Origin of the sequence: Streptococcus sp. CL9.43 (genome assembly GCF_049737935.1) — a bacterium.
Taxonomy (GTDB): domain Bacteria; phylum Bacillota; class Bacilli; order Lactobacillales; family Streptococcaceae; genus Streptococcus; species Streptococcus infantis_I.
In genome coordinates, this window is the sequence record NZ_JBKOTS010000005.1 from 69,487 (window position 1) to 92,420 (window position 22,934).

General features: G+C 41.8%; 18 protein-coding genes. 17 read left to right on the plus strand and 1 reads right to left on the minus strand.

Going from position 1 to position 22,934, the window contains the following annotated elements:
• Positions 1 to 72 precede the first annotated feature (72 nt).
• The 10 genes from ACLNCS_RS07965 to ACLNCS_RS08010 all read left to right on the plus strand — a co-directional run bounded on the left by ACLNCS_RS07965 (position 73) and on the right by ACLNCS_RS08010 (position 10,431).
• Positions 73 to 483: a peptide deformylase gene (locus tag ACLNCS_RS07965; RefSeq protein ID WP_074324825.1), complete on the plus strand. Its 411-nt coding sequence runs from the start codon at positions 73 to 75 to the stop codon at positions 481 to 483.
• A gap of 45 nt (positions 484 to 528) precedes the next feature.
• The gene (gene yaaA / locus ACLNCS_RS07970) at positions 529 to 1,251 is read left to right on the plus strand and encodes a peroxide stress protein YaaA (protein WP_074324826.1); all 723 of its coding nucleotides are present in this window, start codon (positions 529 to 531) and stop codon (positions 1,249 to 1,251) included.
• Between the two features lie 286 nt (positions 1,252 to 1,537).
• Positions 1,538 to 2,824, plus strand: a complete 1,287-nt coding sequence (locus ACLNCS_RS07975; protein ID WP_074324827.1) for a homoserine dehydrogenase — start codon at positions 1,538 to 1,540, stop codon at positions 2,822 to 2,824.
• Between the two features lies 1 nt (position 2,825).
• Positions 2,826 to 3,695, plus strand: a complete 870-nt coding sequence (gene thrB / locus ACLNCS_RS07980; protein ID WP_074324828.1) for a homoserine kinase — start codon at positions 2,826 to 2,828, stop codon at positions 3,693 to 3,695.
• A 124-nt stretch (positions 3,696 to 3,819) separates the two neighbouring features.
• Positions 3,820 to 4,758 carry a peptide-methionine (R)-S-oxide reductase MsrB gene (gene msrB, locus ACLNCS_RS07985; protein WP_074324829.1) on the plus strand — a complete coding sequence of 313 codons (939 nt, stop codon included), beginning with the start codon at positions 3,820 to 3,822 and terminating at the stop codon, positions 4,756 to 4,758.
• Between the two features lie 177 nt (positions 4,759 to 4,935).
• Positions 4,936 to 6,195 (plus strand): TRZ/ATZ family protein, encoded by a 1,260-nt coding sequence (locus tag ACLNCS_RS07990; RefSeq protein ID WP_424848173.1) that lies wholly within the window; start codon positions 4,936 to 4,938, stop codon positions 6,193 to 6,195.
• 179 nt (positions 6,196 to 6,374) lie between these two features.
• Positions 6,375 to 7,470 (plus strand): peptide chain release factor 2 gene (gene prfB, locus ACLNCS_RS07995; protein WP_100249482.1). Its coding sequence is split into 2 segments (ribosomal slippage): positions 6,375 to 6,446 and positions 6,448 to 7,470, totalling 1,095 coding nucleotides; the frame shifts between segments, so codons are not numbered across the junction.
• A 15-nt stretch (positions 7,471 to 7,485) separates the two neighbouring features.
• Positions 7,486 to 8,178, plus strand: a complete 693-nt coding sequence (gene ftsE, locus ACLNCS_RS08000) for a cell division ATP-binding protein FtsE (protein ID WP_004251332.1) — start codon at positions 7,486 to 7,488, stop codon at positions 8,176 to 8,178.
• Complete coding sequence (gene ftsX / locus ACLNCS_RS08005) at positions 8,171 to 9,097, plus strand: permease-like cell division protein FtsX (protein WP_414266057.1); 927 nt, start codon at positions 8,171 to 8,173, stop codon at positions 9,095 to 9,097. The genes ftsE and ftsX overlap by 8 nt, the downstream gene beginning before the upstream one ends.
• A gap of 179 nt (positions 9,098 to 9,276) precedes the next feature.
• Complete coding sequence (locus ACLNCS_RS08010; protein ID WP_424848176.1) at positions 9,277 to 10,431, plus strand: MFS transporter; 1,155 nt, start codon at positions 9,277 to 9,279, stop codon at positions 10,429 to 10,431.
• A 41-nt stretch (positions 10,432 to 10,472) separates the two neighbouring features.
• Here the strand turns inward: ACLNCS_RS08010 and ACLNCS_RS08015 are convergent, their stop codons facing one another.
• The gene (locus tag ACLNCS_RS08015; RefSeq protein WP_247912950.1) at positions 10,473 to 11,093 is read right to left on the minus strand and encodes a TVP38/TMEM64 family protein; all 621 of its coding nucleotides are present in this window, start codon (positions 11,091 to 11,093) and stop codon (positions 10,473 to 10,475) included.
• A 136-nt stretch (positions 11,094 to 11,229) separates the two neighbouring features.
• Here ACLNCS_RS08015 and ACLNCS_RS08020 point away from each other — a divergent pair, with 136 nt between their 5' ends.
• The 7 genes from ACLNCS_RS08020 (at position 11,230) to pnp (ending at position 22,928) form a co-directional block, all read left to right on the plus strand.
• The gene (locus ACLNCS_RS08020) at positions 11,230 to 13,875 is read left to right on the plus strand and encodes a DEAD/DEAH box helicase family protein (protein ID WP_424848178.1); all 2,646 of its coding nucleotides are present in this window, start codon (positions 11,230 to 11,232) and stop codon (positions 13,873 to 13,875) included.
• Positions 13,876 to 14,120: 245 nt separating this feature from the next.
• Positions 14,121 to 15,989, plus strand: a complete 1,869-nt coding sequence (locus ACLNCS_RS08025; RefSeq protein WP_424848180.1) for a P-loop NTPase fold protein — start codon at positions 14,121 to 14,123, stop codon at positions 15,987 to 15,989.
• Between the two features lie 210 nt (positions 15,990 to 16,199).
• Positions 16,200 to 16,604 carry a YbgA family protein gene (locus ACLNCS_RS08030; protein ID WP_424848182.1) on the plus strand — a complete coding sequence of 135 codons (405 nt, stop codon included), beginning with the start codon at positions 16,200 to 16,202 and terminating at the stop codon, positions 16,602 to 16,604.
• A complete protein-coding gene (locus tag ACLNCS_RS08035; RefSeq protein WP_424848184.1) occupies positions 16,588 to 16,950 on the plus strand; it encodes a TIGR02328 family protein in 363 nt (120 codons plus the stop codon). The genes ACLNCS_RS08030 and ACLNCS_RS08035 overlap by 17 nt, the downstream gene beginning before the upstream one ends.
• Positions 16,951 to 17,193: 243 nt before the next feature.
• Positions 17,194 to 19,443: a 5-methyltetrahydropteroyltriglutamate--homocysteine S-methyltransferase gene (metE, locus tag ACLNCS_RS08040; RefSeq protein WP_424848186.1), complete on the plus strand. Its 2,250-nt coding sequence runs from the start codon at positions 17,194 to 17,196 to the stop codon at positions 19,441 to 19,443.
• A 62-nt stretch (positions 19,444 to 19,505) separates the two neighbouring features.
• On the plus strand, positions 19,506 to 20,366 hold the full coding sequence (metF, locus tag ACLNCS_RS08045; protein WP_320693958.1) for a methylenetetrahydrofolate reductase [NAD(P)H]: 861 nt from the start codon (positions 19,506 to 19,508) through the stop codon (positions 20,364 to 20,366).
• 339 nt (positions 20,367 to 20,705) lie between these two features.
• Positions 20,706 to 22,928 (plus strand): polyribonucleotide nucleotidyltransferase, encoded by a 2,223-nt coding sequence (gene pnp / locus ACLNCS_RS08050; RefSeq protein ID WP_424848188.1) that lies wholly within the window; start codon positions 20,706 to 20,708, stop codon positions 22,926 to 22,928.
• Positions 22,929 to 22,934 lie beyond the last annotated feature (6 nt).

The window sequence follows — 22,934 nt, forward strand, 5'->3', positions numbered from 1 at the left end:
ATATATAAAGATAAACTGCCAAAGATTTTGTGCTATAATCAAGTAGACTGATATCGTATGGAGGAATGAATCTTGGAAAAGAAAATTGTAAAAGATATCTTGTTTTTGTCGCAGGTATCCCAGACTGCTAGTCAGGAAGATTTAGCGCTAGCAAAGGATTTGCAGGATACCCTATTGGCTAATCGAGAAAGCTGTGTTGGACTAGCGGCCAATATGATTGGGGTACAAAAACGCGTCATTATTTTTAATATCGGAATGATTCCCATGGTTATGTTTAATCCAGTTCTCCAATCTTTTGAAGGGTCATACGAGACAGAGGAAGGTTGTTTGTCTTTGACAGGTGTAAGACCGACAACTAGGTATGAGAAGATTACAGTAAGCTACAGAGATATCCATTGGCAAGAGCAAACCGTTACCCTGACAGGATTTCCTGCTCAGATTTGTCAGCATGAATTGGATCATTTAGAAGGTCGTATTATTTAGGTTCAAATCCTTGGTAGTCCTAAAAAAATATGCTACACTAACACTATGAAAATTCTAATCCCAACTGCAAAAGAAATGAACACCGAAATCCCTAGTTTAGAGGCTAAACCATTGCGTCCTGAAAGTCAGGCAGTGCTGGATGAATTGGCCAGATATTCTGCCCAAGAGCTGGAGAGTTTTTACAAAATATCTGCCGAAAAAGCGCAAGAGGAGTATGACCATATCCAGGCCTTGAAAAATGGAACTGCGACAAACTATCCAGCCTTGCACCTCTTTGATGGACTCATGTATCGCAACATCAAACGGGACAATCTCACCAAGGAGGATCAAACCTATCTGGAGAAACACCTCATGATAACGTCAGCTCTCTATGGTGTGATTCCAGCCTTTGAACCGATTGCGCCTCACAGACTGGACTTTTTGATGAAGCTTAAAGTTGCTAGGAAAAGCCTAAAAAATCACTGGCAGGCAGCCTATGAGGAGTCAATGAAGGGTGAAGAACTAATCTTTTCTCTCTTGTCTTCTGAGTTTGAAACTGTCTTTCCTAAAGAAATCCGTGAGAAAATGGTGACCTTTAAGTTTATGGAAGAAAGAGATGGAAAACTAAAAATCCACTCAACCATTTCTAAAAAAGCTAGAGGGGCTTTCTTAACAGCCTTGATGGAAAATCAGGTAACCTCGATTGAAGAGATAAAAAAGCTCAGCTTTGCAGGTTTCAATTATCGAGAAGACTTGTCTAGTGATAAGGAATTGGCTTTTGTAAAATAGATGAAAATAGAGAGAGTGGGACAGAAATCGGTAATTCGTTAGAATTCGATTTCGTCGTCCCACCTCCGCACAGTTGAGTAGGGCTGTAAAAGCTGATGAAATCAGCGTAGTTAGAGCCCACTCAACCACTGCGTCTTGCTCGACAATCCAAAGGCAATTGAGAGGCTAGGACTTTTGTCCCAGCCTCTTTTTGTGATTTGGTGCTCCTATTTTTAGTTTAGAATGGTAGGAATTTTCTCACAATTTTGGTATAATAGGACTATTAGAAAATTTCGAGGAGACAAACATGTCAGTTAAGATTGCTTTACTTGGATTTGGTACAGTAGCCAGTGGTGTGCCATTCTTGCTAAAGGAAAATAAAGAGAAAATTGTTCAAGCAGCCCAGTCAGAAATTGAAGTAGCTAAAGTTTTGGTCAAAGACGATCAAGAGAAAGCCCGCTTGCTTGAAGCAGGAAATGATTTTAATTTTGTAACAAACATCGATGAAATCTTGTCAGACAAAGACATTACTATCGTTGTTGAGTTGATGGGACGTATCGAACCTGCTAAAACCTTTATCACTCGTGCTTTAGAAGCAGGGAAACACGTCGTGACAGCTAACAAGGACCTTTTAGCAGTCCATGGTGCAGAATTGCTTGAGGTAGCCAAAGCTCACAATGTTGCCCTATACTATGAAGCAGCTGTTGCAGGAGGAATCCCAATCCTTCGTACCTTGGTCAACTCACTAGCATCAGATAAAATCACACGTGTTCTTGGTGTTGTGAATGGAACATCTAACTTCATGATGACCAAAATGGTAACAGAAGGCTGGTCTTATGAAGATGCTCTGGCAGAAGCCCAACGACTTGGCTTTGCTGAAAGCGACCCTACCAATGATGTTGACGGGATTGATGCGGCCTACAAGATGGTCATCCTCAGTCAGTTCGCCTTTGGAATGAATGTTAAGTTTGAAGATGTAGGCCACCAAGGAATTCGCAACATTACTCCAGAAGATGTAGCAGTAGCTCAAGAGCTTGGTTATGTTGTGAAATTAGTTGGTTCTATCGAAGAAACAGCTTCTGGTATTGCTGCTGAGGTTACGCCAACCTTCCTTCCTAAAACTCACCCGCTTGCAAGTGTTAATGGTGTTATGAATGCTGTCTTTGTGGAGTCTATCGGTATTGGCGAGTCTATGTATTATGGACCAGGTGCTGGTCAAAAACCAACTGCAACAAGTGTTGTGGCTGATATTGCCCGCATCGTTCGTCGTTTGAATGATGGAACAATTGGAAAAGCCTTTAATGAATACAGCCGTCCAGTAGTCTTGGCTAAGCCAGAAGACGTCAAAGCCAACTACTATTTCTCAATCTTGGCTCCAGACTCAAAAGGTCAAGTCTTGAAATTGGCTGAGCTCTTTAACGCAGAAGATATTTCCTTCAAGCAAATCCTTCAAGATGGTAAGCAAGAAGGCAAGGCTCGTGTTGTCATCATCACTCATAAAATCAACAAGGCGCAACTTGAAAATATTACGGCAGCTTTGAAGGGTGTAGCCGAGTTTGAACTTCTCAACACCTTCAAGGTTTTAGGAGACTAAGATGAAGATTATTGTACCTGCTACAAGTGCCAATGTGGGTCCTGGCTTTGACTCTGTTGGTGTAGCTGTAACTAAGTATCTAGAAATTCAGGTTTGTGAGGAACGTGAAGAATGGATGATTGAGCATCAATTAGGCAAATGGATTCCACGTGATGAACGTAATCTTTTGCTGAAGATTGCTCTACAAATTGTTCCAGACCTCCAACCTAGACGTCTGAAGATGGTCAGTGATATTCCTCTTGCGCGTGGACTAGGTTCATCGAGCTCGGTCATTGTTGCTGGAATTGAACTGGCAAATCAACTCGGAAACTTGAAACTAAGCAAACATGAAAAATTACAATTGGCGACTAAGATTGAAGGACATCCTGATAATGTTGCGCCAGCTATCTATGGAAACCTCGTTATTGCCAGTTCGGTAGAAGGCCAGGTTTCTGCTGTTGTGGCGCCTTTCCCAGAGTGTGCTTTCCTAGCTTATATTCCAAACTATGAATTGCGAACTCGCGATAGTCGTGGTGTCTTGCCTAAGAAACTCTCTTACAAGGAAGCCGTTGCGGCAAGTTCTATCGCCAATGTGGCTATTGCAGCCCTACTGACTGGAGATATGGTCAAAGCAGGCCAGGCTATTGAGAGTGACCTTTTCCATGAACGTTACCGTCAAGAACTGGTGAGAGAATTTGCGACCATCAAGAAAGTTGCCAAGAGAAATGGTGCTTATGCGACCTACCTCTCTGGTGCTGGGCCTACGGTCATGGTTCTAGCTGAGCCTGACAAGATGCCTAAGATTAAGGCTGAGCTTGAAAAGCAACCGTTCAAAGGCAAGCTTCATGAGTTGCAAGTAGATACACAAGGCGTTCGCGTCGAAGAAAAATAAACAGAACAATGGGATGGGGAAACTCTCTATTAGAGGGCTTCCTGTCCTTTTTTTGAAAATGAAACATGGGATATGAAATGTTTCCCAGTTTTGTCGACCGCTGGATGGTCAAGGAGGATTTGAAATGGCAGAAATATATTTAGCAGGTGGTTGTTTTTGGGGCTTAGAAGAGTACTTTTCACGTATTTCTGGAGTGCTGCAAACAAGTGTTGGTTATGCTAATGGTCAAGTAGAAACCACCAATTATCAATTGATTAAAGAAACAGATCATGCCGAGACTGTGCAAGTCGTCTACGACGAAAAGGCGGTCTCGCTCCGTGAGATTTTACTCTATTATTTCCGAGTTATCGATCCCCTTTCTGTCAACCAACAAGGCAATGACCGTGGTCGTCAATACCGCACAGGGATTTATTACAAAGATGAAGAGGATTTACCGACTATCAATACAGTAGTTCGCGAACAAGAACTCCTCATCGGTCGTAAAATAGCAGTAGAAGTGGAGAAGCTACGTCACTATATCTTGGCTGAAGACTATCACCAAGACTACCTCAAGAAAAATCCTGGAGGCTATTGCCACATTGATGTGAGGGATGCTGAGAAACCACTGATAGACGCTGCTAACTACGAAAAACCGAGTCAGGCAGTTTTAAGAGAAAATTTGTCAGAAGAGTCTTATAGAGTTACCCAAGAAGCTGCGACGGAAGCTCCCTTTAGCAATGCTTATGACCAAACTTTTGAGGAAGGAATTTATGTCGATATCACGACTGGTGAGCCTCTCTTCTTTGCCAAGGATAAGTTTGCCTCAGGCTGTGGTTGGCCAAGCTTTAGCCGTCCTATTTCTAAGGAACTCATTCATTACTACCAGGACTTGAGTCATGGTATGGAGCGAATCGAAGTCCGTTCACGTTCAGGGAATGCTCACTTGGGACATGTCTTTACAGACGGACCTCAGGAACTAGGTGGTTTACGCTATTGTATCAATTCTGCATCCTTACGATTCATTGCTAAGGATGAAATGGAAGAGGCTGGTTATGGCTACCTGCTTCCATATTTGAATAAGTAAAAAGATGGTGGTTTTTCCACCTTCTTCATTTTGGAAATAGAAGGGACACATGAAACAATTACTTTCTTACTTTAAACCCCATAAACAATAAGAAAAGTTGCCTTCGGGTGACTTTTTTGTTACAATAGCTAGAAAAATTATCCAGTATGAATACTTATATAGAAAAGGAGCCTAGGGATGAAAGTCTTTCAGCATGTAAATATCGTGACTTGTGACCAAGATTTCCATGTCTATCTAGATGGGATTTTGGCTGTTAAAGAATCCCAAATCGTCTATGTCGGTCAGGAAAATCAAGAGATTCTTAAACAAGCAGATCAAATTATAGACTATCAGGGTGCCTGGATTATGCCTGGTTTGGTTAACTGCCATACTCACTCTGCCATGACAGGCTTGAGAGGCATTCGTGATGATAGCAATCTCCACGAATGGCTGGAGGACTATATTTGGCCAGCAGAAGCAGAATTCACACCAGAGATGACTACAAAGGCCGTCAAAGAGGCACTAACGGAGATGCTTCAATCAGGGACAACAATCTTCAATGATATGTACAATCCTAATGGAGTGGATATAGCTGAGATTTATGAGGCAGTCAAGGTTTCCAAGATGCGTTGCTATTTTTCTCCAACCCTCTTTTCTTCAGAAGCTGAGACTACGAATGAGACTATCGCTAGAACTCGAGCTGTCATCGAGACAATCAAAGGCTATCAGGATCCCAAGTTCAAGGTTATGGTGGCCCCTCATTCGCCCTACAGTTGTAGTCTAGATTTGCTGGAGGCAAGTCTTGAGCTAGCAAAAGAAGAAAACATTCCACTTCATATCCATGTTGCAGAAACACAGGAAGAGTCAGGCATTATCCTGAAACGTTATGGCAAACGCCCATTAGCCTTCCTAGATGAGCTCGGCTATTTAGATTATAAAGCTGTCTTTGCCCATGGTGTGGAGCTAAATGAAGCAGAAATTATCCGCTTGGCAGATTCGCAAGTCGCTATTGCTCACAATCCTATCAGCAACCTCAAACTAGCCTCAGGGATTGCACCAGTCGTCCAACTTCAACAGGCAGGAGTACCGGTCGGTATTGCGACAGACTCAGTTGCTTCTAACAATAACCTGGATATGTTTGAGGAAGGGCGGACAGCAGCACTCTTACAGAAGATGAAGAGTGGCGATGCCAGCCAATTTCCAATCGAAACTGCCCTCAAGGCTTTGACAATCGAGGGTGCTAAGGTGTTAGGAATGGAAGATGAGATTGGTAGTCTAGAAGTTGGCAAGCAAGCTGATTTCCTCGTCATCCAACCCCAAGGAAAAATCCATCTTCAGCCTCAAGAAAACATGCTATCTCATCTAGTATATGCTGTTAGATCCAGTGATGTTAATGACGTCTATATTGGTGGTGAGCAAGTCGTAAAAGACGGTCAAGTGCTGACTGTTAACTTGTAAAAAGTAGTATAAATTCTCTAAATCTCACGGGAAAATTCTTGTGAGGTTTTTAAAATTTTGCTAGAAATCAGGTCAGTAGATGTCTTGCAGAAATATATTGATACTAAATTAGAAAAACACCGATTAGATAAATAAAAAAAATTATGGTATAATAAAACGATACAATTAAAGGAGTATGTATGGACATTTCAGAAATTCGTCAAAAAATTGACGCAAATCGTGAAAAATTAGCTTCTTTCAGGGGGTCTCTTTGACCTCGAAGGTTTAGAGGAAGAAATTGCCATTTTGGAAAACAAAATGACAGAACCTGATTTTTGGAACGATAATATTGCGGCCCAAAAAACGTCGCAAGAATTAAACGAACTCAAAAATACCTATAATACCTTCCACAAGATGGATGAGTTGCAGGATGAAGTTGAGATTTTACTGGACTTTTTGGCAGAGGATGAATCCGTTAAGGATGAGTTGGTTGAAAAACTCGATGAGTTAGATCAGATGATGACCAGCTACGAAATGACCCTTCTCTTGTCAGAACCTTACGATCACAACAATGCCATCCTTGAAATCCATCCTGGTTCAGGGGGGACAGAGGCTCAAGACTGGGGCGATATGCTCCTTCGTATGTATACTCGCTATGGAAATGCCAAAGGCTTCAAGGTTGAGGTCTTAGACTACCAAGCAGGTGATGAGGCAGGAATCAAGTCAGTAACCTTGTCTTTTGAAGGACCAAATGCTTATGGCCTTCTCAAGTCAGAGATGGGAGTTCACCGTTTGGTCCGTATCTCACCATTTGACTCTGCTAAACGTCGCCACACCTCATTTACTTCTGTAGAAGTTATGCCAGAGTTGGATGATACCATCGAAGTTGACATCCGTGAGGATGATATCAAGATGGATACCTTCCGTTCAGGTGGAGCAGGTGGACAAAACGTCAACAAGGTTTCAACAGGTGTCCGCTTGACTCACATTCCGACAGGGATCGTCGTAGCATCAACCGTCGATCGTACTCAGTACGGAAACCGTGACCGTGCTATGAAGATGCTTCAGGCAAAACTCTACCAGATGGAGCAGGAAAAGAAAGCTGCTGAGGTAGACTCGCTCAAGGGTGAGAAAAAGGAAATTACATGGGGAAGCCAAATCCGCTCCTATGTATTTACGCCTTATACAATGGTAAAAGACCATCGTACAAACTTTGAAGTAGCGCAAGTAGATAAGGTAATGGATGGAGATTTAGATGGTTTCATCGATGCTTATCTGAAATGGCGTATCAGTTAAAAGAAAGGAAGTCACATGTCAATCATTGAAATGAGAGATGTTGTCAAAAAATACGACAACGGGACAACAGCCCTACGTGGCATCACTGTAAATATCGATGCAGGAGAATTTGCCTACATCGTAGGACCTTCAGGTGCTGGTAAATCAACTTTTATCCGTGCCTTGTATCGTGAGGTCAAAATCGACAAAGGAAGCTTGCAAGTTGCAGGTTATAACCTCGTTAAGATTAAAAAGAAAGATATTCCGTTCTTGCGTAGAAACGTTGGAGTAGTCTTTCAGGATTACAAACTTTTGCCAAAGAAAACCGTTTATGAGAACATTGCTTACGCCATGGAGGTTGTTGGTGAAAGTCGCCGTAACATCAAAAAACGTGTTATGGAAGTCTTGGACCTTGTCGGTTTGAAGCACAAGGTTCGTTCATTCCCGAATGAACTTTCAGGTGGTGAGCAACAACGTATCGCCATCGCGCGTGCTATTGTAAACAATCCTAAGGTTTTGATTGCCGACGAACCAACAGGAAACTTGGACCCAGATAACTCATGGGAAATCATGAACCTCTTGGAACGTATCAATCTTCAAGGGACAACTGTTTTGATGGCGACCCACAACAGCCAAATCGTAAATACCTTGCGCCACCGCGTTATTGCCATCGAGAATGGTCGCGTGGTACGTGATGAAGCGAAAGGAGAGTACGGATACGATGATTAGTAGATTTTTCCGCCATCTGTTCGAAGCTTTAAAAAGCTTAAAGCGTAATGGATGGATGACCATTGCTGCTGTCAGTTCAGTAATGATTACCTTGACCTTGGTTGCTATCTTTGCTTCAGTTATCTTCAATACTGCGAAATTAGCAACTGATATTGAGAACAACGTCCGCGTCATGGTTTATGTTCGTAAAGACGTTGAAGACAACAGTGAAACTATTGTAAAAGAAGGCCAAACAGTCACGAACAATGACTACCACAAGGTCTACGATGCCCTAAAAGCTTTGCCAGCTGTTAAAAATGTAACCTTCTCAAGTAAAGAAGAGCAGTACAAAAAGCTGACTGAAACTATGGGTGATGAGTGGAAGGTATTTGAAGGAGATGCAAACCCTCTTCATGATGCCTATATCGTAGATACCAATTCACCAAGTGATGTAAAACCAGTAGCTGAAGAAGCTAAGAAAATCGAAGGTGTCTCTGAAGTTCAAGACGGTGGTGCCAATACCGAACGTCTCTTCAAGTTGGCTTCCTTCATCCGTGTATGGGGATTGGTCATCGCAGGACTCTTGATCTTTATCGCAGTCTTCTTGATTTCAAATACCATCCGTATTACTATTATTTCACGTAGTCGTGAAATCCAAATCATGCGTTTGGTTGGTGCCAAGAACGGTTATATCCGTGGGCCATTCTTGCTAGAAGGTGCCTTTATCGGATTGTTGGGAGCAGCTCTTCCATCAGCATTGGTTTACTTTATCTATAACCGAGTGTTCCAATCTGTCAACCCATCCTTGGTTGGTCAAAACCTATCTTTGATTACACCGAATACCTTTATTCCATTGATGATCGGTCTCTTGTTCCTCATCGGAATCTGTATCGGTTCACTAGGTTCAGGAATCTCAATGCGTCGATTCTTGAAAATCTAAGTCACATAACTGGATAAAACACATAAAAAAGTGGGATGTCATCAAGACTTCACAGCTCTTGATGCCCCGCTTTTTCTTTTGGTCTTGGTGCTCAGTCGCTTGCCAATTTTGGCTAAAGAGTGTATGATAGGAAAGGACCTTTTTACTAATATGAAAAATGAACAATGAATGAGGAAAAGATGAAACAATTTTTGGAAAAAGTGAGCATACTCTCCCTATCGTTAGTATTGATCACATCGTTTTCTATTTCGAGCGCCCTACCTGCCATGTTTGACTATTATCAGGGCTATTCGACTGGTCAGGTCGAACTCTTGGTCAGCCTCCCATCCTTTGGGATTATGGCCATGCTTTTATTGAACGGAGTTCTAGAGCGTATTTTTCCTGAACGTCTCCAGTTGACCTTGGGACTCTTGATTTTATCCATCAGTGGAACTGCACCTTTCTGGTATCAGGGCTATTACTTTGTCTTTGCGACACGCTTGCTATTTGGGCTTGGAGTAGGAATGCTCAATGCCAAGGCTATTTCAATCATCAGTGAACGTTACCACGGCAAGACCCGTATCCAAATGCTTGGTTTTCGTGGGTCTGCCGAAGTAGTAGGAGCCTCTATCTTGACGCTGGCAGTCGGTCAGTTCTTGGCCTTTGGCTGGACAGCAACCTTCCTAGCCTATGCAGCTGGTCTAGTAGTTCTCGTACTCTTCCTTCTCTTTGTCCCTTACAACAAGGAAGAAATTCACGAGTCCAAGCATCAGACAGAAGAAGCAACGAAACTGACTCGTTCCATGCTCCAATTGATTTTCTTCCTTGCTATTGCAGCCGCAGTGATTGTATGTACCAATACGGCCATCACCTTCCGTATCCCAAGTCTCATGATTGAGGCAGGGTTTGGAGATGCTCAGTTGTCCAGTCTGGTACTTAGTGCCATGCAGTTGATTGGGATTCTAGCTGGAATCAGCTTTTCTTTCCTTATCTCAACCTTCAAGGAAAGACTACTATTGGTCGCTGGTGTCACTTTTGGTATCGGGCAAATCATCATTGCTCTTTCCCCATCACTCTGGGTGGTGGTTGCAGGTTCTATCCTGGGAGGATTTGCCTATAGCATCGCTCTGACGACAGTCTTTCAGTTGATATCTGAGCGAATTCCTGCAAAACTCCTCAACAAAGCAACTTCCTATGCTGTTTTGGGATGTTCTTTTGGAGCATCATTAACCCCCTTCGTTCTTTCAGGGATTAGCTTGGTGACTACAGATGGTCGAATGACCTTCTTCATTCTAGGAGCATGGATGATTGCTACATCAGTGCTTGTTTCCCTTTTATTGAAAAAAGAAGCCTAACAAAGAAAAACTCAAGGACGAATCCTTGAGTTTTTTGTCTATTAGCCAAACATCTGCCAAAAGTAATCGATGATGTAGGTCAAGCCATAAGTGTAAACAACCAGGGTAAAGGGCTTGGTCAGGATAATAATGGTCATATACCGCTTGAAGCTCATCTTGGTCAAAGCAGCCAACATGCAGAGAAAATCAGCTGGACTAACTGGCCAAATCATCATAAAGATAAAGAATCGGTCAAAGCGATTGCCCTCATCTAACCAACCGATATACTTGTCATAGGTGCGCTTGCTGACCATGGACTGAACAAAGGGTGCTCCGTAGAGACGAACCAAGTAAAAGATAATGGCACAACCAATGACAATACCGATATAGTTGTAGATGGTCCCGATGATATGCCCATAGATAAAGACGCCTGCAACGGAAGTAAGAGCACCTGGAATGATAGGAACAACTGTCTGCAAAATCTGTAAAAAGATAAAGAGTGGTGGCCCCCAGATACCCGCCTGTTGGATAAAGGCAGATAGGGTTTCCTTGGAATGCAAGATACCGGCCTGATAGGCCCAGATACAGAATATTATAGTACCAACTCCACCGACGATGGAGGAAATATGAATCGCTTGCTGTAGAAGGGGAGAAACAGCTTTCATTTCTTTCTCGTGTGACATGTAAACTCCTCTTGTGTAGTATGATTCTACTATACCATATTTTAGGGAGAAAGACTACATGGGATACTTCGTGTGACTTTGCCTCAAGTATGGTAAAATGGGAATAAGAAAATGACAGCTTAGAATGAGGAAAATCATGTTAGGATTGAAGTTTAATGGCACTTGGCGCAACTACCAAAAACAGGTATTGGACAATTTCCAAGAATACCAAGCAGATGGTCATGTCCACTTGGTGGCAGCACCAGGTTCAGGGAAAACAACCATAGGAATCGAGTTGATTGCTCGCTTTGATAAGCCTGCCCTCGTTTTGGTACCGACGGTGACCATCCGGGAACAATGGGTGGATAGGATTCGCCAGGCCTTTTTAGAGGATGAGAACCAGGTCACAAGTCTCGTGTCTCAAAATCTCAAGGACATGAAGCAAATCACTATCGCCACCTACCAAGCCTTTCACAGTGCTATGCAACAGGTGCAATCTCAAGAAGATAACGGCGAGGTTGAGGATTTTGTAGGCTTTGACCTGCTTGCCAGACTCAAGGAAAAAGGAGTTGAAACCCTCTGTCTGGACGAATGCCATCACTTGAGAAATGAATGGTGGAAAAGCTTAGAAGACTTCCGTAAAAACTACCAACAACTGCAAGTCATCTCTCTCACTGCGACACCGCCTTATGACAGTGAACCAGAACTCTGGGATCGCTATCTCCAGATGTGTGGAGAGATTGACCAAGAAATCACAGTGCCAGAACTGGTCAAGGAAGACACTCTTTGCCCTCATCAGGACTTTGTCTATATCTGTTTTCCGACTAAAGAAGAGGACAAACGCTTGGAAGAGTTTGAGGATACCAAGTGGCAGTATGTCAGCCAACTAGTCGTTGATCCTGACTTCCAAGAGTTGATTCGGAGCTCCAAGGTTCTCAAAGGGGAAGTTTCTGCGGATATGCTCCTCGAGGATCCCAAGTATCTCTCAGCACTCCTCATTTATCTACAGGCTCAAAAGCTGGAAATCCCCAAGTATCTACGAGATTTACTAGGTGCTGAAGGTTTGCCTGCTCTTAATTACTACTGGCTCGAAGTTCTCTTGCAAGGCCTTCTATATCAGACTCCTGACTGGTATGAGGATCCGCAGGAGACAAAGAAAAAGATAGAAGCAGAACTGAAATCAAGAGGGTTGATTGAAAAACGTCAGGTTTTCTTGGTCAAATCCAAGGCCAATGACCAAATCCTCAACCAATCTCTAGGAAAACTAGCTGGGATTGCATCTATTTTTGAGACCGAGTATGCTAGTCTAGGTCAGGACTTGAGACAGTTGGTCTTGGCAGACTACATTCGTAAGGACTTTGCCAGTTATCTGGGAGATGACCAAGCACCAATCACGCAATTAGGTGTCCTCCCTTATTTTGAAACCATTCGCAGAAGTGCAAAAAAGCAAGGCTTGTCTGTCCCAATAGCAGTCCTTTCTGGTAGTGTCGTGATCATACCTGCCAGTGTCAAGGCAGAACTTCAAGCACTCATACCAAACACTAGCTTAAGCTTCTCTGCCATCGGAAAACTCGATCAAGGTGCTTATCTCCAGGTAGGCTTTCCATCCAGCTTTAAGGGGATGGTCGCAGCTGTGACCGAGCTCTTCCAACGTGGTTCTATCCAGGTCTTAGTCGGAACCAAGTCTCTCTTGGGAGAAGGATGGGATGCCCCTTGCGTCAACTCTCTCATCCTCGGAAGTTTTGTCGGAAGCTTTATGCTCAGCAATCAAATGCGGGGCCGTGCCATCCGTATCTGGCCAGGACATCCAGATAAGACCAGCAACATCTGGAACTTAGTAGCCATCAAACCGTACAAAAATCCAGCCTTTTCTAAGGAGGATCAAGAAGAACTAGATCTCAATCCATATCAAGACTTACAAACCCTTGCCCGTCGTATGGATCATTTCCTTGGCTTGTCCTATAAGGAAGATACCATTGAAACGGGTCTGGATCGCTTGAACTTTCCTGAGTTCCCATTTAAGAAAAAGAAACTCGAAGACTATAACGAGAAAATCATGGAACTATCCAAAGATCGTGCCTCCCTTCGTAAAAAATGGCAGAAATCTCTCATTGTTGCTGACAAGATTGAGATTGTCAATGAAGTTGCGACCGACAGCAAACGAATCCCTCTGCTTGCCCTAGCGGATGCTGAAAAGTGGCTTCGCTACGCTTTAATGATATTTGCCATTAGTCTCCTATCTTATGTCGTTCGGCTAACCTTATTTGCCTTGCCATGGTTGACAGCTCTTTGTGTCCTCTTCCTAGCTATCACAGCCTTTCGCTATTACAGCTACAAGAGCCCTTATAAACGCTTGCGCCAGATCGGTGAAGCTATTCGCAAAGCCATGGTGACTGCCGGGCATTTGTCTGATGACCAGTCGCGCGTGCAAGTCGATGAGGACAAGGAAAGCTTTAATGTCTTTGCCTATCTAAAAGGTGGAAGCATGCGAGACAAGGAACTCTTTTCCAAGGCCTTAGGAGAATTCTTTGCCCCAGTGGACAATCAACGCTACCTCTTAGTCGCTCAAAAAGCACCAGCAGGTCAGTCCAAGTATTTCGTTGTGCCTAGCCTCTTTGAAAAACGTAAGGAAGATGCCCAGCTCTTCCAAAATGCCGTCGCACCACACATAGGCAACTACCAACTCGTCTACACCCGCAACGAAGCAGGCCGAAAAATCCTGCTCGAAGCCAGACTCAAATCCCTAGCCAACAAACACGACCGCATCATCACCAAGAAAAAGGTCAAAAGTGCTTTGAAATAGAAAAAATCACAATATATAAATAAATTTTCTTAAAAGATAAACACAAATAGAGACAGTAAGAAACGATTGACTGGTTCCAATAAGAAGGAGAAAAAAGTAAAAGTAGAAGAAGCGAGAACAGTGGCAGGATAAAAATAAACGTCTGTAGATATATTATTATCTAAAGGCGTTTTTTGGTGGATTCGTGGTATAATTTTTATAAAAGTAGGCGCTATGAAATATTTTGTTTTTTAGAAAGAAATACTATGGATGATAGATTTATTACATTAAAGCACATTGATACTTCAGTAGCAGCTAAAAATGTTGCTAAATTACTTGAAGAAAATAAAACTTATTTCTTAAATGGGAACTGGGGTTCTGGAAAAACAGAATTTCTAGTTGAAGTTGGTAAGAATACTAATAAAAAATTAGTTACGATAGACTTTTGGAGATTAAGCGATAACCGCTCAACGATTGAGATTGTTTTTTCAAAATTACACCCGTTGGTATATAGCCTTTTAAGAATTTTCATAGTTTTATGTGTCGCAGTTTCTATCTTAATGACTAATGTAGTTGATTTGGGTTTAAGTTCTTTTTTTGAATCTTTTTGTGTTAAATTAATTATTGGGAGTATTGTTTTATTAGTAGCAATCTATCAATTTTTTAAAATCAAATCAGATGGTTTTTACAGTTGTTTACTAACTTCTAAATGTCTATCATTATCTCGAAAAGTATTAGTTATTGATGATTTTGATCGAATGTCTAACAAACAACAAGAGGAGAGTTATAAAATTTTTAGCTTGCTTAATGGCAAGATTCCAATTGTTTTTGTTGGAGATATTGAAAAAGTGCATCTTAACGACAATAATTTCCTCTCTAAAATTATTGATAGACGGATAGAACTCCCATTTGTTCTTCACCCATCAAATATTTGGCAAGATTATTTTGAGTTGTTAAGTAAAAAACTCAATACGAGTTTGTCAGATGATTTTTGGAGAAGGTTTAGCTTTGAAAACAGAAATTTGCGAGATCGTAATCATTTTAATGACTATGTCAATCAAGAATTCTTTTCAAGGAAGAAGTTTGAACATGTTCAAGAAGAACAGCAACTTTGGATTATCTACGCTTATCTTTTTTATCCTGAATTATATAAACAACTATTAAAGAACGAAGAAATAAAAGTTAAGGATGATGAAGAAACAAGTTTTACAGAGATTTTCAAGTTTGGGCGAAGCATACAGGAAATATTATCTGACATTCAGCAATCAGACCATAACCAATATCCGCCGAACTATAAAAAGAATAAACCAGCCTATTTTCTCTATGAAGAACCTCTAAATCATACAAAAGAGGAATTTAATACATTACTTGAAACAGACAGTAATGAATTATCCAGAGAACTAAGAGAGGCAAACTATAACAAAGATTTTTATCAATATCTCTCAAGCGAATATAAATCTTTTTCTGAAATTCAGAAAGCTAAACTACTACGTATTACTATACAGGAATCTCTGAAATCTTATAATAGCTCTGCAATGGACTATATTGTTGAAGAAAAATTGAATGAAGAAATCCCTAGATATGAGAGAAATACTCCTTTAAGCAAGGAAACAATAGCTAGGATTGTAAATTTTTGGGAAACTATTCTTAGGAAAGAAGGTTTAGACCAGTCTGAAATCATTTATTTTATGGAAAAGCATAGAGTACTTAGCTTCCATGATTTGGGACTTTACTATACAAAATTAGAGATTAATAATGAAAATTTTGCCAAGCTAAATCGGAAAGATTTCTTCCTATTAACCTATCTAAGTGCGGTTAATAAATTTGGGCAATTTAAGAAATGGGATAGTAGTATATGGAATGCGATAGATTGTTTTGGAGATAAGGAATTTTTATCATTTTGGAAATTTCAAGGGATTCTATCTACTGATGAGAATTATTTTGATTTTGATATTATCCCAGAAAATATGATCTATACTCTTTGGATAGGTAAATACACTTTTGAACCACCACATGATTTTGAAGATTATAGGGAGGATGTTATTAAAAAGATTCGCCTGAAACTTGACCAGCTGGAATCAAAAGGATTCACATTTGATGAGAAAATAGATGGAGAACATAGACGCAGGGATTAGGATTTTAAAATTTGGGTATTTTTCTAGTTTATTGCTTATTTCTTACCGTTACACTAAATTAGCATTTTCTATAAAAATTACTTGCTCTACTCAGGTCGAGTGGTTTTTATAGAATTATGATAAAATAGGAGTAATAATACATTTTTGAAAGAGTTTTAGATACAATTTTGTTTCCGTATTTCTCGGAGATAGATAAAAGTAAGGAGAAATATGGAAAACAACAACCAACGTGCCCTTTGTCAGCAACTCTGGGCGGAAAATAAATACCTTGTTTTGAGCCATTCCAGCAATATTTACAAGGACATTCGCCAGTATCTCAAGCAAGAAGTGGTGGAGGTGAGTCAGGTTCAAGAGATGATTGACCGTGCCTGCCAGATTCCAGAACATAGGGGTCAGGTTTGCAATGCCTTTCAGCATATTTGGGGCTATTTTAAAAAGCAAGCCAACATTGACGAGCGCAAAGACTATATGCTCTTGCTGGATCGTTACCGATTTGGTCAAGCTTCCAAGGAAGACTTGATTGCTAAAACCAGAGAGTTGCTTGAACGTTACCCAAATAGCTATCTGCAACATTCTACATTGCTGAAAGGAGACTCCCATGAGACTTTGGCATGAGGCTTTAATTTCACAACTTCCCCGTCCGCAACTATTGGGGCAACATCGAGAATGTTGTGCTCTTCGTGGCAATGGCTGGGGCAGAAAGCATGCGACGGTGGATTATGTCTTTACCCACTCGCCCTATCGTCTCTATGCCTATCATCGTTTGATCATGGAGGAGATGGCTAACCGTGGCTACAATGTCAGTCCAGAGTGGTTGAACAAGAACTACCGTGGCAAGACCTGCCCTCCTTATCAAGACTTAGCAGAGGAAAAACTGAAAAGTCCTATCTATAGTGAGCATGACCATGCCTACTATGAGGAGTGTCTGGCAAATCTCCGTGACAAGGGGATAAACCTATAGTCTTTTCTAATACCAAGCCATAGGTAGTTTTCAATTCACTATTATTTTGCGAAGAACATAGCAACCTTTAAAGGCTATCAATCTATATTTACCAAAGGATTTGGGGAATCTTCTCCAAATCCTTTTTTGTCTTTTAAATCGAGATATAGTTTCAAACTATATCAAAGCCTAATTTTTTACAATTATACAGACAGTTTCTTTTCTGTTAAGATAGTTTCAACAACAATTTTTGGAGGACAAAACATGTCAACTACAATTATCGGTTTCCCTCGTTTGGGTGAATTCCGCGAATTAAAATTTACAACTGAAAAATACTTTAGAAAAGAAATCTCAGAAGAAGAACTCTTGGCTGCGGCTAAAGAATTGCGTGTAAAACACTGGAACATCGTCAAAGAAAAAGGCATCACTGAAATCCCATCAAATGACTTTTCTCACTATGACAACTTCCTAGATGCTGCTTTCCTTTTCAACGTAGTTCCTGCTTCAGTACAAAACTTGGAATTGTCTGATCTTGAACGCTACTTTGCTTTGGGACGTGGTTACCAAGGAGAAAAAGGGGATGTTCGTGCCCTTCCGATGAAGAAATGGTTCAACACTAACTACCACTACATCGTTCCTAAATTTGAAAAAGACACTCAAGTAAAATTGGCTGGTCACAAGATTTTCGATGAGTTCCAAGAAGCTAAAGAACTTGGTCTTAACACTCGTCCTGTCCTTGTAGGTCCATTCACTTTCCTTCAATTGTCAGACTATGAAGAAGGCGTGAAAGCAGAAGACTTCGTAGATAGCTTAGTAGCTGCTTACCAAGATGTTTTTGCGAAATTGGCTGAACTTGGTGCAACTCGTATCCAACTCGACGAAGCTGCTCTTGTCAAAGACTTGACAGAAGAAGAAAAAGCTCTCTTCTTGAACATCTACAACAAACTCTTGGCTGACAAAAAAGGTCTTGAAGTCTTGCTTCAAACTTACTTTGGAGACGTTCGTGACGTCTACGCTGACCTTGTGAAATTGCCAGTAGATGCTATCGGTCTTGACTTCGTTGAAGGTAAGAAAACTCTTGAACTCGTTAAAGGTGGTTTCCCAGCTGACAAGACTCTTTATGCAGGTATCGTCAATGGTAAGAACATCTGGCGCAACAACTACGAAAAGAGCTTGGCTGTTCTTGAGCAAATTCCAGCTGAAAACATCGTTTTGACAAGCTCATGTTCACTTCTTCATGTGCCATTTACAACTGCTAATGAAGAATTTGAACCAGCTATCTTGAACCACTTTGCATTTGCAGTTGAAAAATTGGATGAGATCCGTGACTTGGATGCTATCCGCAACGGTCAAGGTGCAGAAGCTCTTGCAGCTAACAAAGAACTCTTTGCGACTGAACGTGTTGGTGAAAATGCGGAACTTCGTGCTCGTATCGCTGGATTGACAGACGCAGACTACACTCGTTTGCCAGCCTTTGCTGAACGTGAAGCTATCCAAGAAGATGCCTTCAAACTTCCAGCTCTTCCAACAACAACCATTGGTTCATTCCCTCAAACAAAAGAAGTTCGTGCTAAACGTTTGGCCTTCCGTAAGGGTGAATTGTCACAAGAAGAATACGATGCCTTCCTTGCTGAAACCATCGACGAATGGATCAAATGGCAAGAAGAAGTTGGATTTGACGTGCTTGTACACGGTGAATTCGAGCGTAACGACATGGTTGAGTACTTCGGTCAAAACTTGTCAGGTTACCTCTTCTCTAAGAATGGTTGGGTACAATCATACGGTATGCGTGGGGTTAAACCACCAATCATCTGGGGTGATGTGACTCGTCTCAACCCAATTACTGTGAAATGGTCTAGCTACGCACAAAGCCGTACTGACAAACCTGTTAAAGGTATGTTGACTGGACCTGTTACCATCCTTAACTGGTCATTCCCACGTGAAGACATCTCTATCAAGGATTCTACTCTTCAAATCGCTCTTGCTATCAAGGATGAAGTTCTTGACCTTGAAGCTGCAGGCGTGAAAATCATCCAAATCGACGAGGCTGCTCTTCGTGAGAAATTGCCACTCCGTCGTAGCGACTGGTACGAAGACTACCTTGACTGGGCTATTCCAGCCTTCCGCTTGGTACACTCAACAGTAGCACCAGATACACAAATCCACACTCACATGTGTTACTCAGAATTTACAGATATCATCCCAGCTATCGACAACATGGATGCGGACGTTATCTCATTTGAAGCTAGCCGTTCAAATCTTGAAATCTTGGACGAACTCAAAGCTCAAAACTTCCAGACAGAAGTGGGTCCTGGAGTTTACGATATCCACTCTCCTCGTGTGCCTAACGAAGGCGAAATCGACCACACCATCGAAGCCATCCTTGCTAAAGTACCAAGCAAGAAAGTATGGATCAACCCTGACTGTGGTTTGAAAACACGTGGTATTCCAGAAACGAAAGAAAGCTTGATCCGCCTTGTAGACGCTGCGAAAGCTGCGCGTGAGAAATTGTAAGAAAAGACAGTTCTCTCTACACGGTTGATCAGTAAGAAATCAACTAGAAAAGGTTCATACATATGTCACGTCAAACACCGTCCCTCTCATTTGAAGTTTTCCCTCCAAACCCAGAAGTAGGCAATGACAAAATTATCGCAGCCCTGAAAGACATGCAGGGCTTGGCACCACACTTCATCAGTGTGACTGCTAGTAATAATAAATTTAATATCAAAGAGACGACGGTTCGTTTGGCAGACTATATCCAAAATGACTTGGAGATCCCAACCATTGCTCACTTACCAGCTATCTACCTAACTAAGGATAAGGTGGCTGAGACCATTGCGGATTTGGATAAGGTTGGGGTTCAGAAAATCTTGGCTTTGCGTGGAGATATTATTCCAGGTGTTGAACCACAGAAGGATTTCCGTTACGCCACAGACTTGATTGAGTTTATCAATGAACAGGCACCGCATTTTGATATCATCGGAGCTTGTTATCCAGAGGGACATCCTGATTCGCCAAACCAAATCTCAGATATTCAAAATCTCAAGAGAAAAGTAGATGCAGGTTGTTCAAGTCTTGTCACTCAGCTATTCTTTGACAATGAGCGTTTCTACGATTTCCAAGACAAATGTACCTTGGCAGGGATTGATGTTCCCATTCATGCAGGGATCATGCCAATCCTCAATCGTAATCAAGCTCTTCGTCTCTTGAAGACTTGTGAGAATATCCATCTCCCACGTAAATTTAAGGCTATCTTGGACAAGTATGAGAATGACCCTGAGTCACTCAGAGCAGCAGGACTTGCCTATGCCGTAGACCAAATCGTGGACTTGGTAACGCAAGACGTAGCAGGCGTGCATCTCTACACTATGAACAACGCAGACACTGCTCAGTACATTCACCAAGCAACCCATGCCTTGTTCAATCATCAACCTTAAAATAATCAAAAGCAAACCATTCTTCTTTTCATAGCAGAATGGTTCCTTTTTTATAGAAAAGACCGTACTTTTTAAGAAAAATATGATAAAATAGACTCTGTACGTACTTGATACAAAGATGAGGGTATTTAGGTTATAAAGGTTGCGCAAACGAAACTCAAAAAATCCAAAATGTCTTGAGTAATTGAACCCGGCCGAAAAGCTGTGTAAAAAAGATAAACTGTCTTGTCTTCATCGAAGACTTCGTCAGTTTCCTATTTTTACTTTGCTTTTGACGGCCTTGGTATCTTGATCTTTGTAGGCAAGGCGTATAATTTTATCAATCCAAAGGGGATTAAAATGACAAAACAAGTGTTTCAAACGACTTTTGCGGGTCGTGAGTTGATCGTAGAGACTGGTCAGGTTGCTAAGCAAGCAAATGGCTCTGTTGTCGTGCGTTATGGTGAGTCAACTGTCTTGACTGCTGCCGTTATGTCTAAGAAGATGGCAACTGGGGATTTCTTCCCGCTTCAAGTCAACTACGAAGAAAAAATGTATGCGGCTGGGAAGTTTCCTGGTGGCTTTATGAAACGTGAAGGACGTCCTTCAACAGATGCTACTTTGACAGCACGTTTGATTGACCGTCCAATCCGTCCAATGTTTGCGGAAGGTTTCCGTAATGAAGTGCAAGTCATCAATACTGTTCTTTCTTACGATGAAAATGCATCTGCACCAATGGCAGCTATGTTTGGTTCATCATTGGCACTTTCTATCTCAGATATTCCGTTTGACGGACCAATCGCTGGGGTACAAGTAGGTTATGTTGATGGCCAAATCATCATCAACCCGACTCAAGAACAAGCAGAGCAATCGCTTCTTGAATTGACAGTAGCAGGTACTAAGCACGCTATCAACATGGTAGAGTCTGGTGCAAAAGAATTGTCAGAAGAAATCATGTTGGAAGCCCTTCTCAAAGGACACGAAGCTGTCAAAGAATTGATTGCCTTCCAAGAAGAAATCGTAGCGGCAGTTGGTAAAGAAAAAGCAGAAGTAGAATTGCTTCATGTAGATACTGACTTGCAAGCTGAAATCATCGCAGCTTACAACAGTGACCTCCAAAAAGCGGTCCAAGTAGAAGAAAAATTGGCTCGTGAAGCTGCAACTCAAGCAGTGAAAGACCAAGTCACAGCAGTTTACGAAGAAAAATATGCAGACCACGAAGAATTTGACCGTATCATGCGTGATGTGGCTGAAATCTTGGAACAAATGGAACACGCAGAAGTGCGCCGTTTGATCACTGAAGACAAGGTTCGTCCTGACGGTCGTAAGGTCGATGAAATCCGTCCTTTGGATGCGGTTGTTGACTTCCTTCCTCGCGTACACGGTTCAGGTCTCTTTACTCGTGGACAAACTCAGGCTCTTTCTATCTTGACTTTGGCACCAATGGGTGAAACACAAATCATCGATGGTTTGGATCCAGAGTACAAGAAACGCTTTATGCACCACTATAACTTCCCTCAATACTCTGTAGGGGAAACAGGTCGTTACGGTGCGCCTGGTCGTCGTGAAATTGGTCACGGTGCTCTTGGGGAGCGTGCTCTTGCTCAAGTATTGCCAAGCTTGGAAGAATTCCCATACGCTATCCGTCTAGTAGCAGAAGTCTTGGAATCAAACGGTTCTTCATCTCAAGCCTCTATCTGTGCTGGAACGCTTGCTCTTATGGCTGGTGGTGTGCCAATTAAGGCGCCAGTAGCAGGGATTGCTATGGGTCTCATCTCAGATGGTAACAACTATACAGTATTGACAGATATCCAAGGTTTGGAAGACCACTTTGGAGATATGGACTTTAAGGTTGCAGGGACTCGTGACGGGATTACAGCCCTTCAGATGGATATCAAGATCCAAGGGATCACCGCAGAAATCTTGACGGAAGCTCTTGCTCAAGCCAAGAAAGCTCGTTTTGAAATCCTTGATGTGATCGAAGCTACTATTCCAGAAGTGCGTCCAGAATTGGCTCCAACTGCTCCGAAAATTGATACCATCAAGATTGATGTGGATAAGATCAAGATTGTCATCGGTAAGGGTGGAGAAACCATCGATAAGATCATCGCTGAAACAGGTGTTAAGATTGACATCGACGAAGAAGGAAATGTATCTATCTACTCTAGCGACCAAGCTGCCATTAACCGTGCTAAAGAAATTATTGCTGGTTTGGTTCGTGAAGCCAAAGTGGACGAAGTCTACCATGCCAAAGTTGTTCGTATCGAGAAATTTGGTGCCTTTGTCAACCTCTTTGACAAGACAGATGCCCTCGTACACATCTCTGAAATGGCTTGGACTCGTACTAATAATGTAGAAGATTTAGTTCAAATTGGTGATTTTGTAGATGTGAAGGTTATTAAGATCGATGAAAAAGGTCGTGTAGATGCTTCTATGAAGGCACTCTTGCCACGTCCACCAAAACCTGAACGTTCAGAAGAAAAAGGGGAAAAAGGTCCTCGTCATGGCGATCGTCCTCGTCACCACCACAAGGACCACAAACCTAAGAAAGAAACTACAGAAACACCAAAAGACTCAGAATAAGAAAGG

What these genes read in the sequence shown, in the direction of transcription:
- ACLNCS_RS07975 (WP_074324827.1), top strand. Translation starts at nt 1,538, where the DNA reads ATGTCAGTTAAGATTGCTTTACTTGGATTTGGTACAGTAGCCAGTGGT.
- pnp (WP_424848188.1), top strand. Translation starts at nt 20,706, where the DNA reads ATGACAAAACAAGTGTTTCAAACGACTTTTGCGGGTCGTGAGTTGATC.
- ACLNCS_RS08030 (WP_424848182.1), top strand. Translation starts at nt 16,200, where the DNA reads ATGGAAAACAACAACCAACGTGCCCTTTGTCAGCAACTCTGGGCGGAA.
- ACLNCS_RS08010 (WP_424848176.1), top strand. Translation starts at nt 9,277, where the DNA reads ATGAAACAATTTTTGGAAAAAGTGAGCATACTCTCCCTATCGTTAGTA.
- ACLNCS_RS08035 (WP_424848184.1), top strand. Translation starts at nt 16,588, where the DNA reads ATGAGACTTTGGCATGAGGCTTTAATTTCACAACTTCCCCGTCCGCAA.
- thrB (WP_074324828.1), top strand. Translation starts at nt 2,826, where the DNA reads ATGAAGATTATTGTACCTGCTACAAGTGCCAATGTGGGTCCTGGCTTT.
- metE (WP_424848186.1), top strand. Translation starts at nt 17,194, where the DNA reads ATGTCAACTACAATTATCGGTTTCCCTCGTTTGGGTGAATTCCGCGAA.
- ACLNCS_RS07990 (WP_424848173.1), top strand. Translation starts at nt 4,936, where the DNA reads ATGAAAGTCTTTCAGCATGTAAATATCGTGACTTGTGACCAAGATTTC.
- metF (WP_320693958.1), top strand. Translation starts at nt 19,506, where the DNA reads ATGTCACGTCAAACACCGTCCCTCTCATTTGAAGTTTTCCCTCCAAAC.
- ACLNCS_RS08015 (WP_247912950.1), bottom strand. Translation starts at nt 11,093, where the DNA reads ATGTCACACGAGAAAGAAATGAAAGCTGTTTCTCCCCTTCTACAGCAA.
- ftsX (WP_414266057.1), top strand. Translation starts at nt 8,171, where the DNA reads ATGATTAGTAGATTTTTCCGCCATCTGTTCGAAGCTTTAAAAAGCTTA.
- yaaA (WP_074324826.1), top strand. Translation starts at nt 529, where the DNA reads ATGAAAATTCTAATCCCAACTGCAAAAGAAATGAACACCGAAATCCCT.
- ACLNCS_RS08020 (WP_424848178.1), top strand. Translation starts at nt 11,230, where the DNA reads ATGTTAGGATTGAAGTTTAATGGCACTTGGCGCAACTACCAAAAACAG.
- ACLNCS_RS08025 (WP_424848180.1), top strand. Translation starts at nt 14,121, where the DNA reads ATGGATGATAGATTTATTACATTAAAGCACATTGATACTTCAGTAGCA.
- msrB (WP_074324829.1), top strand. Translation starts at nt 3,820, where the DNA reads ATGGCAGAAATATATTTAGCAGGTGGTTGTTTTTGGGGCTTAGAAGAG.
- ftsE (WP_004251332.1), top strand. Translation starts at nt 7,486, where the DNA reads ATGTCAATCATTGAAATGAGAGATGTTGTCAAAAAATACGACAACGGG.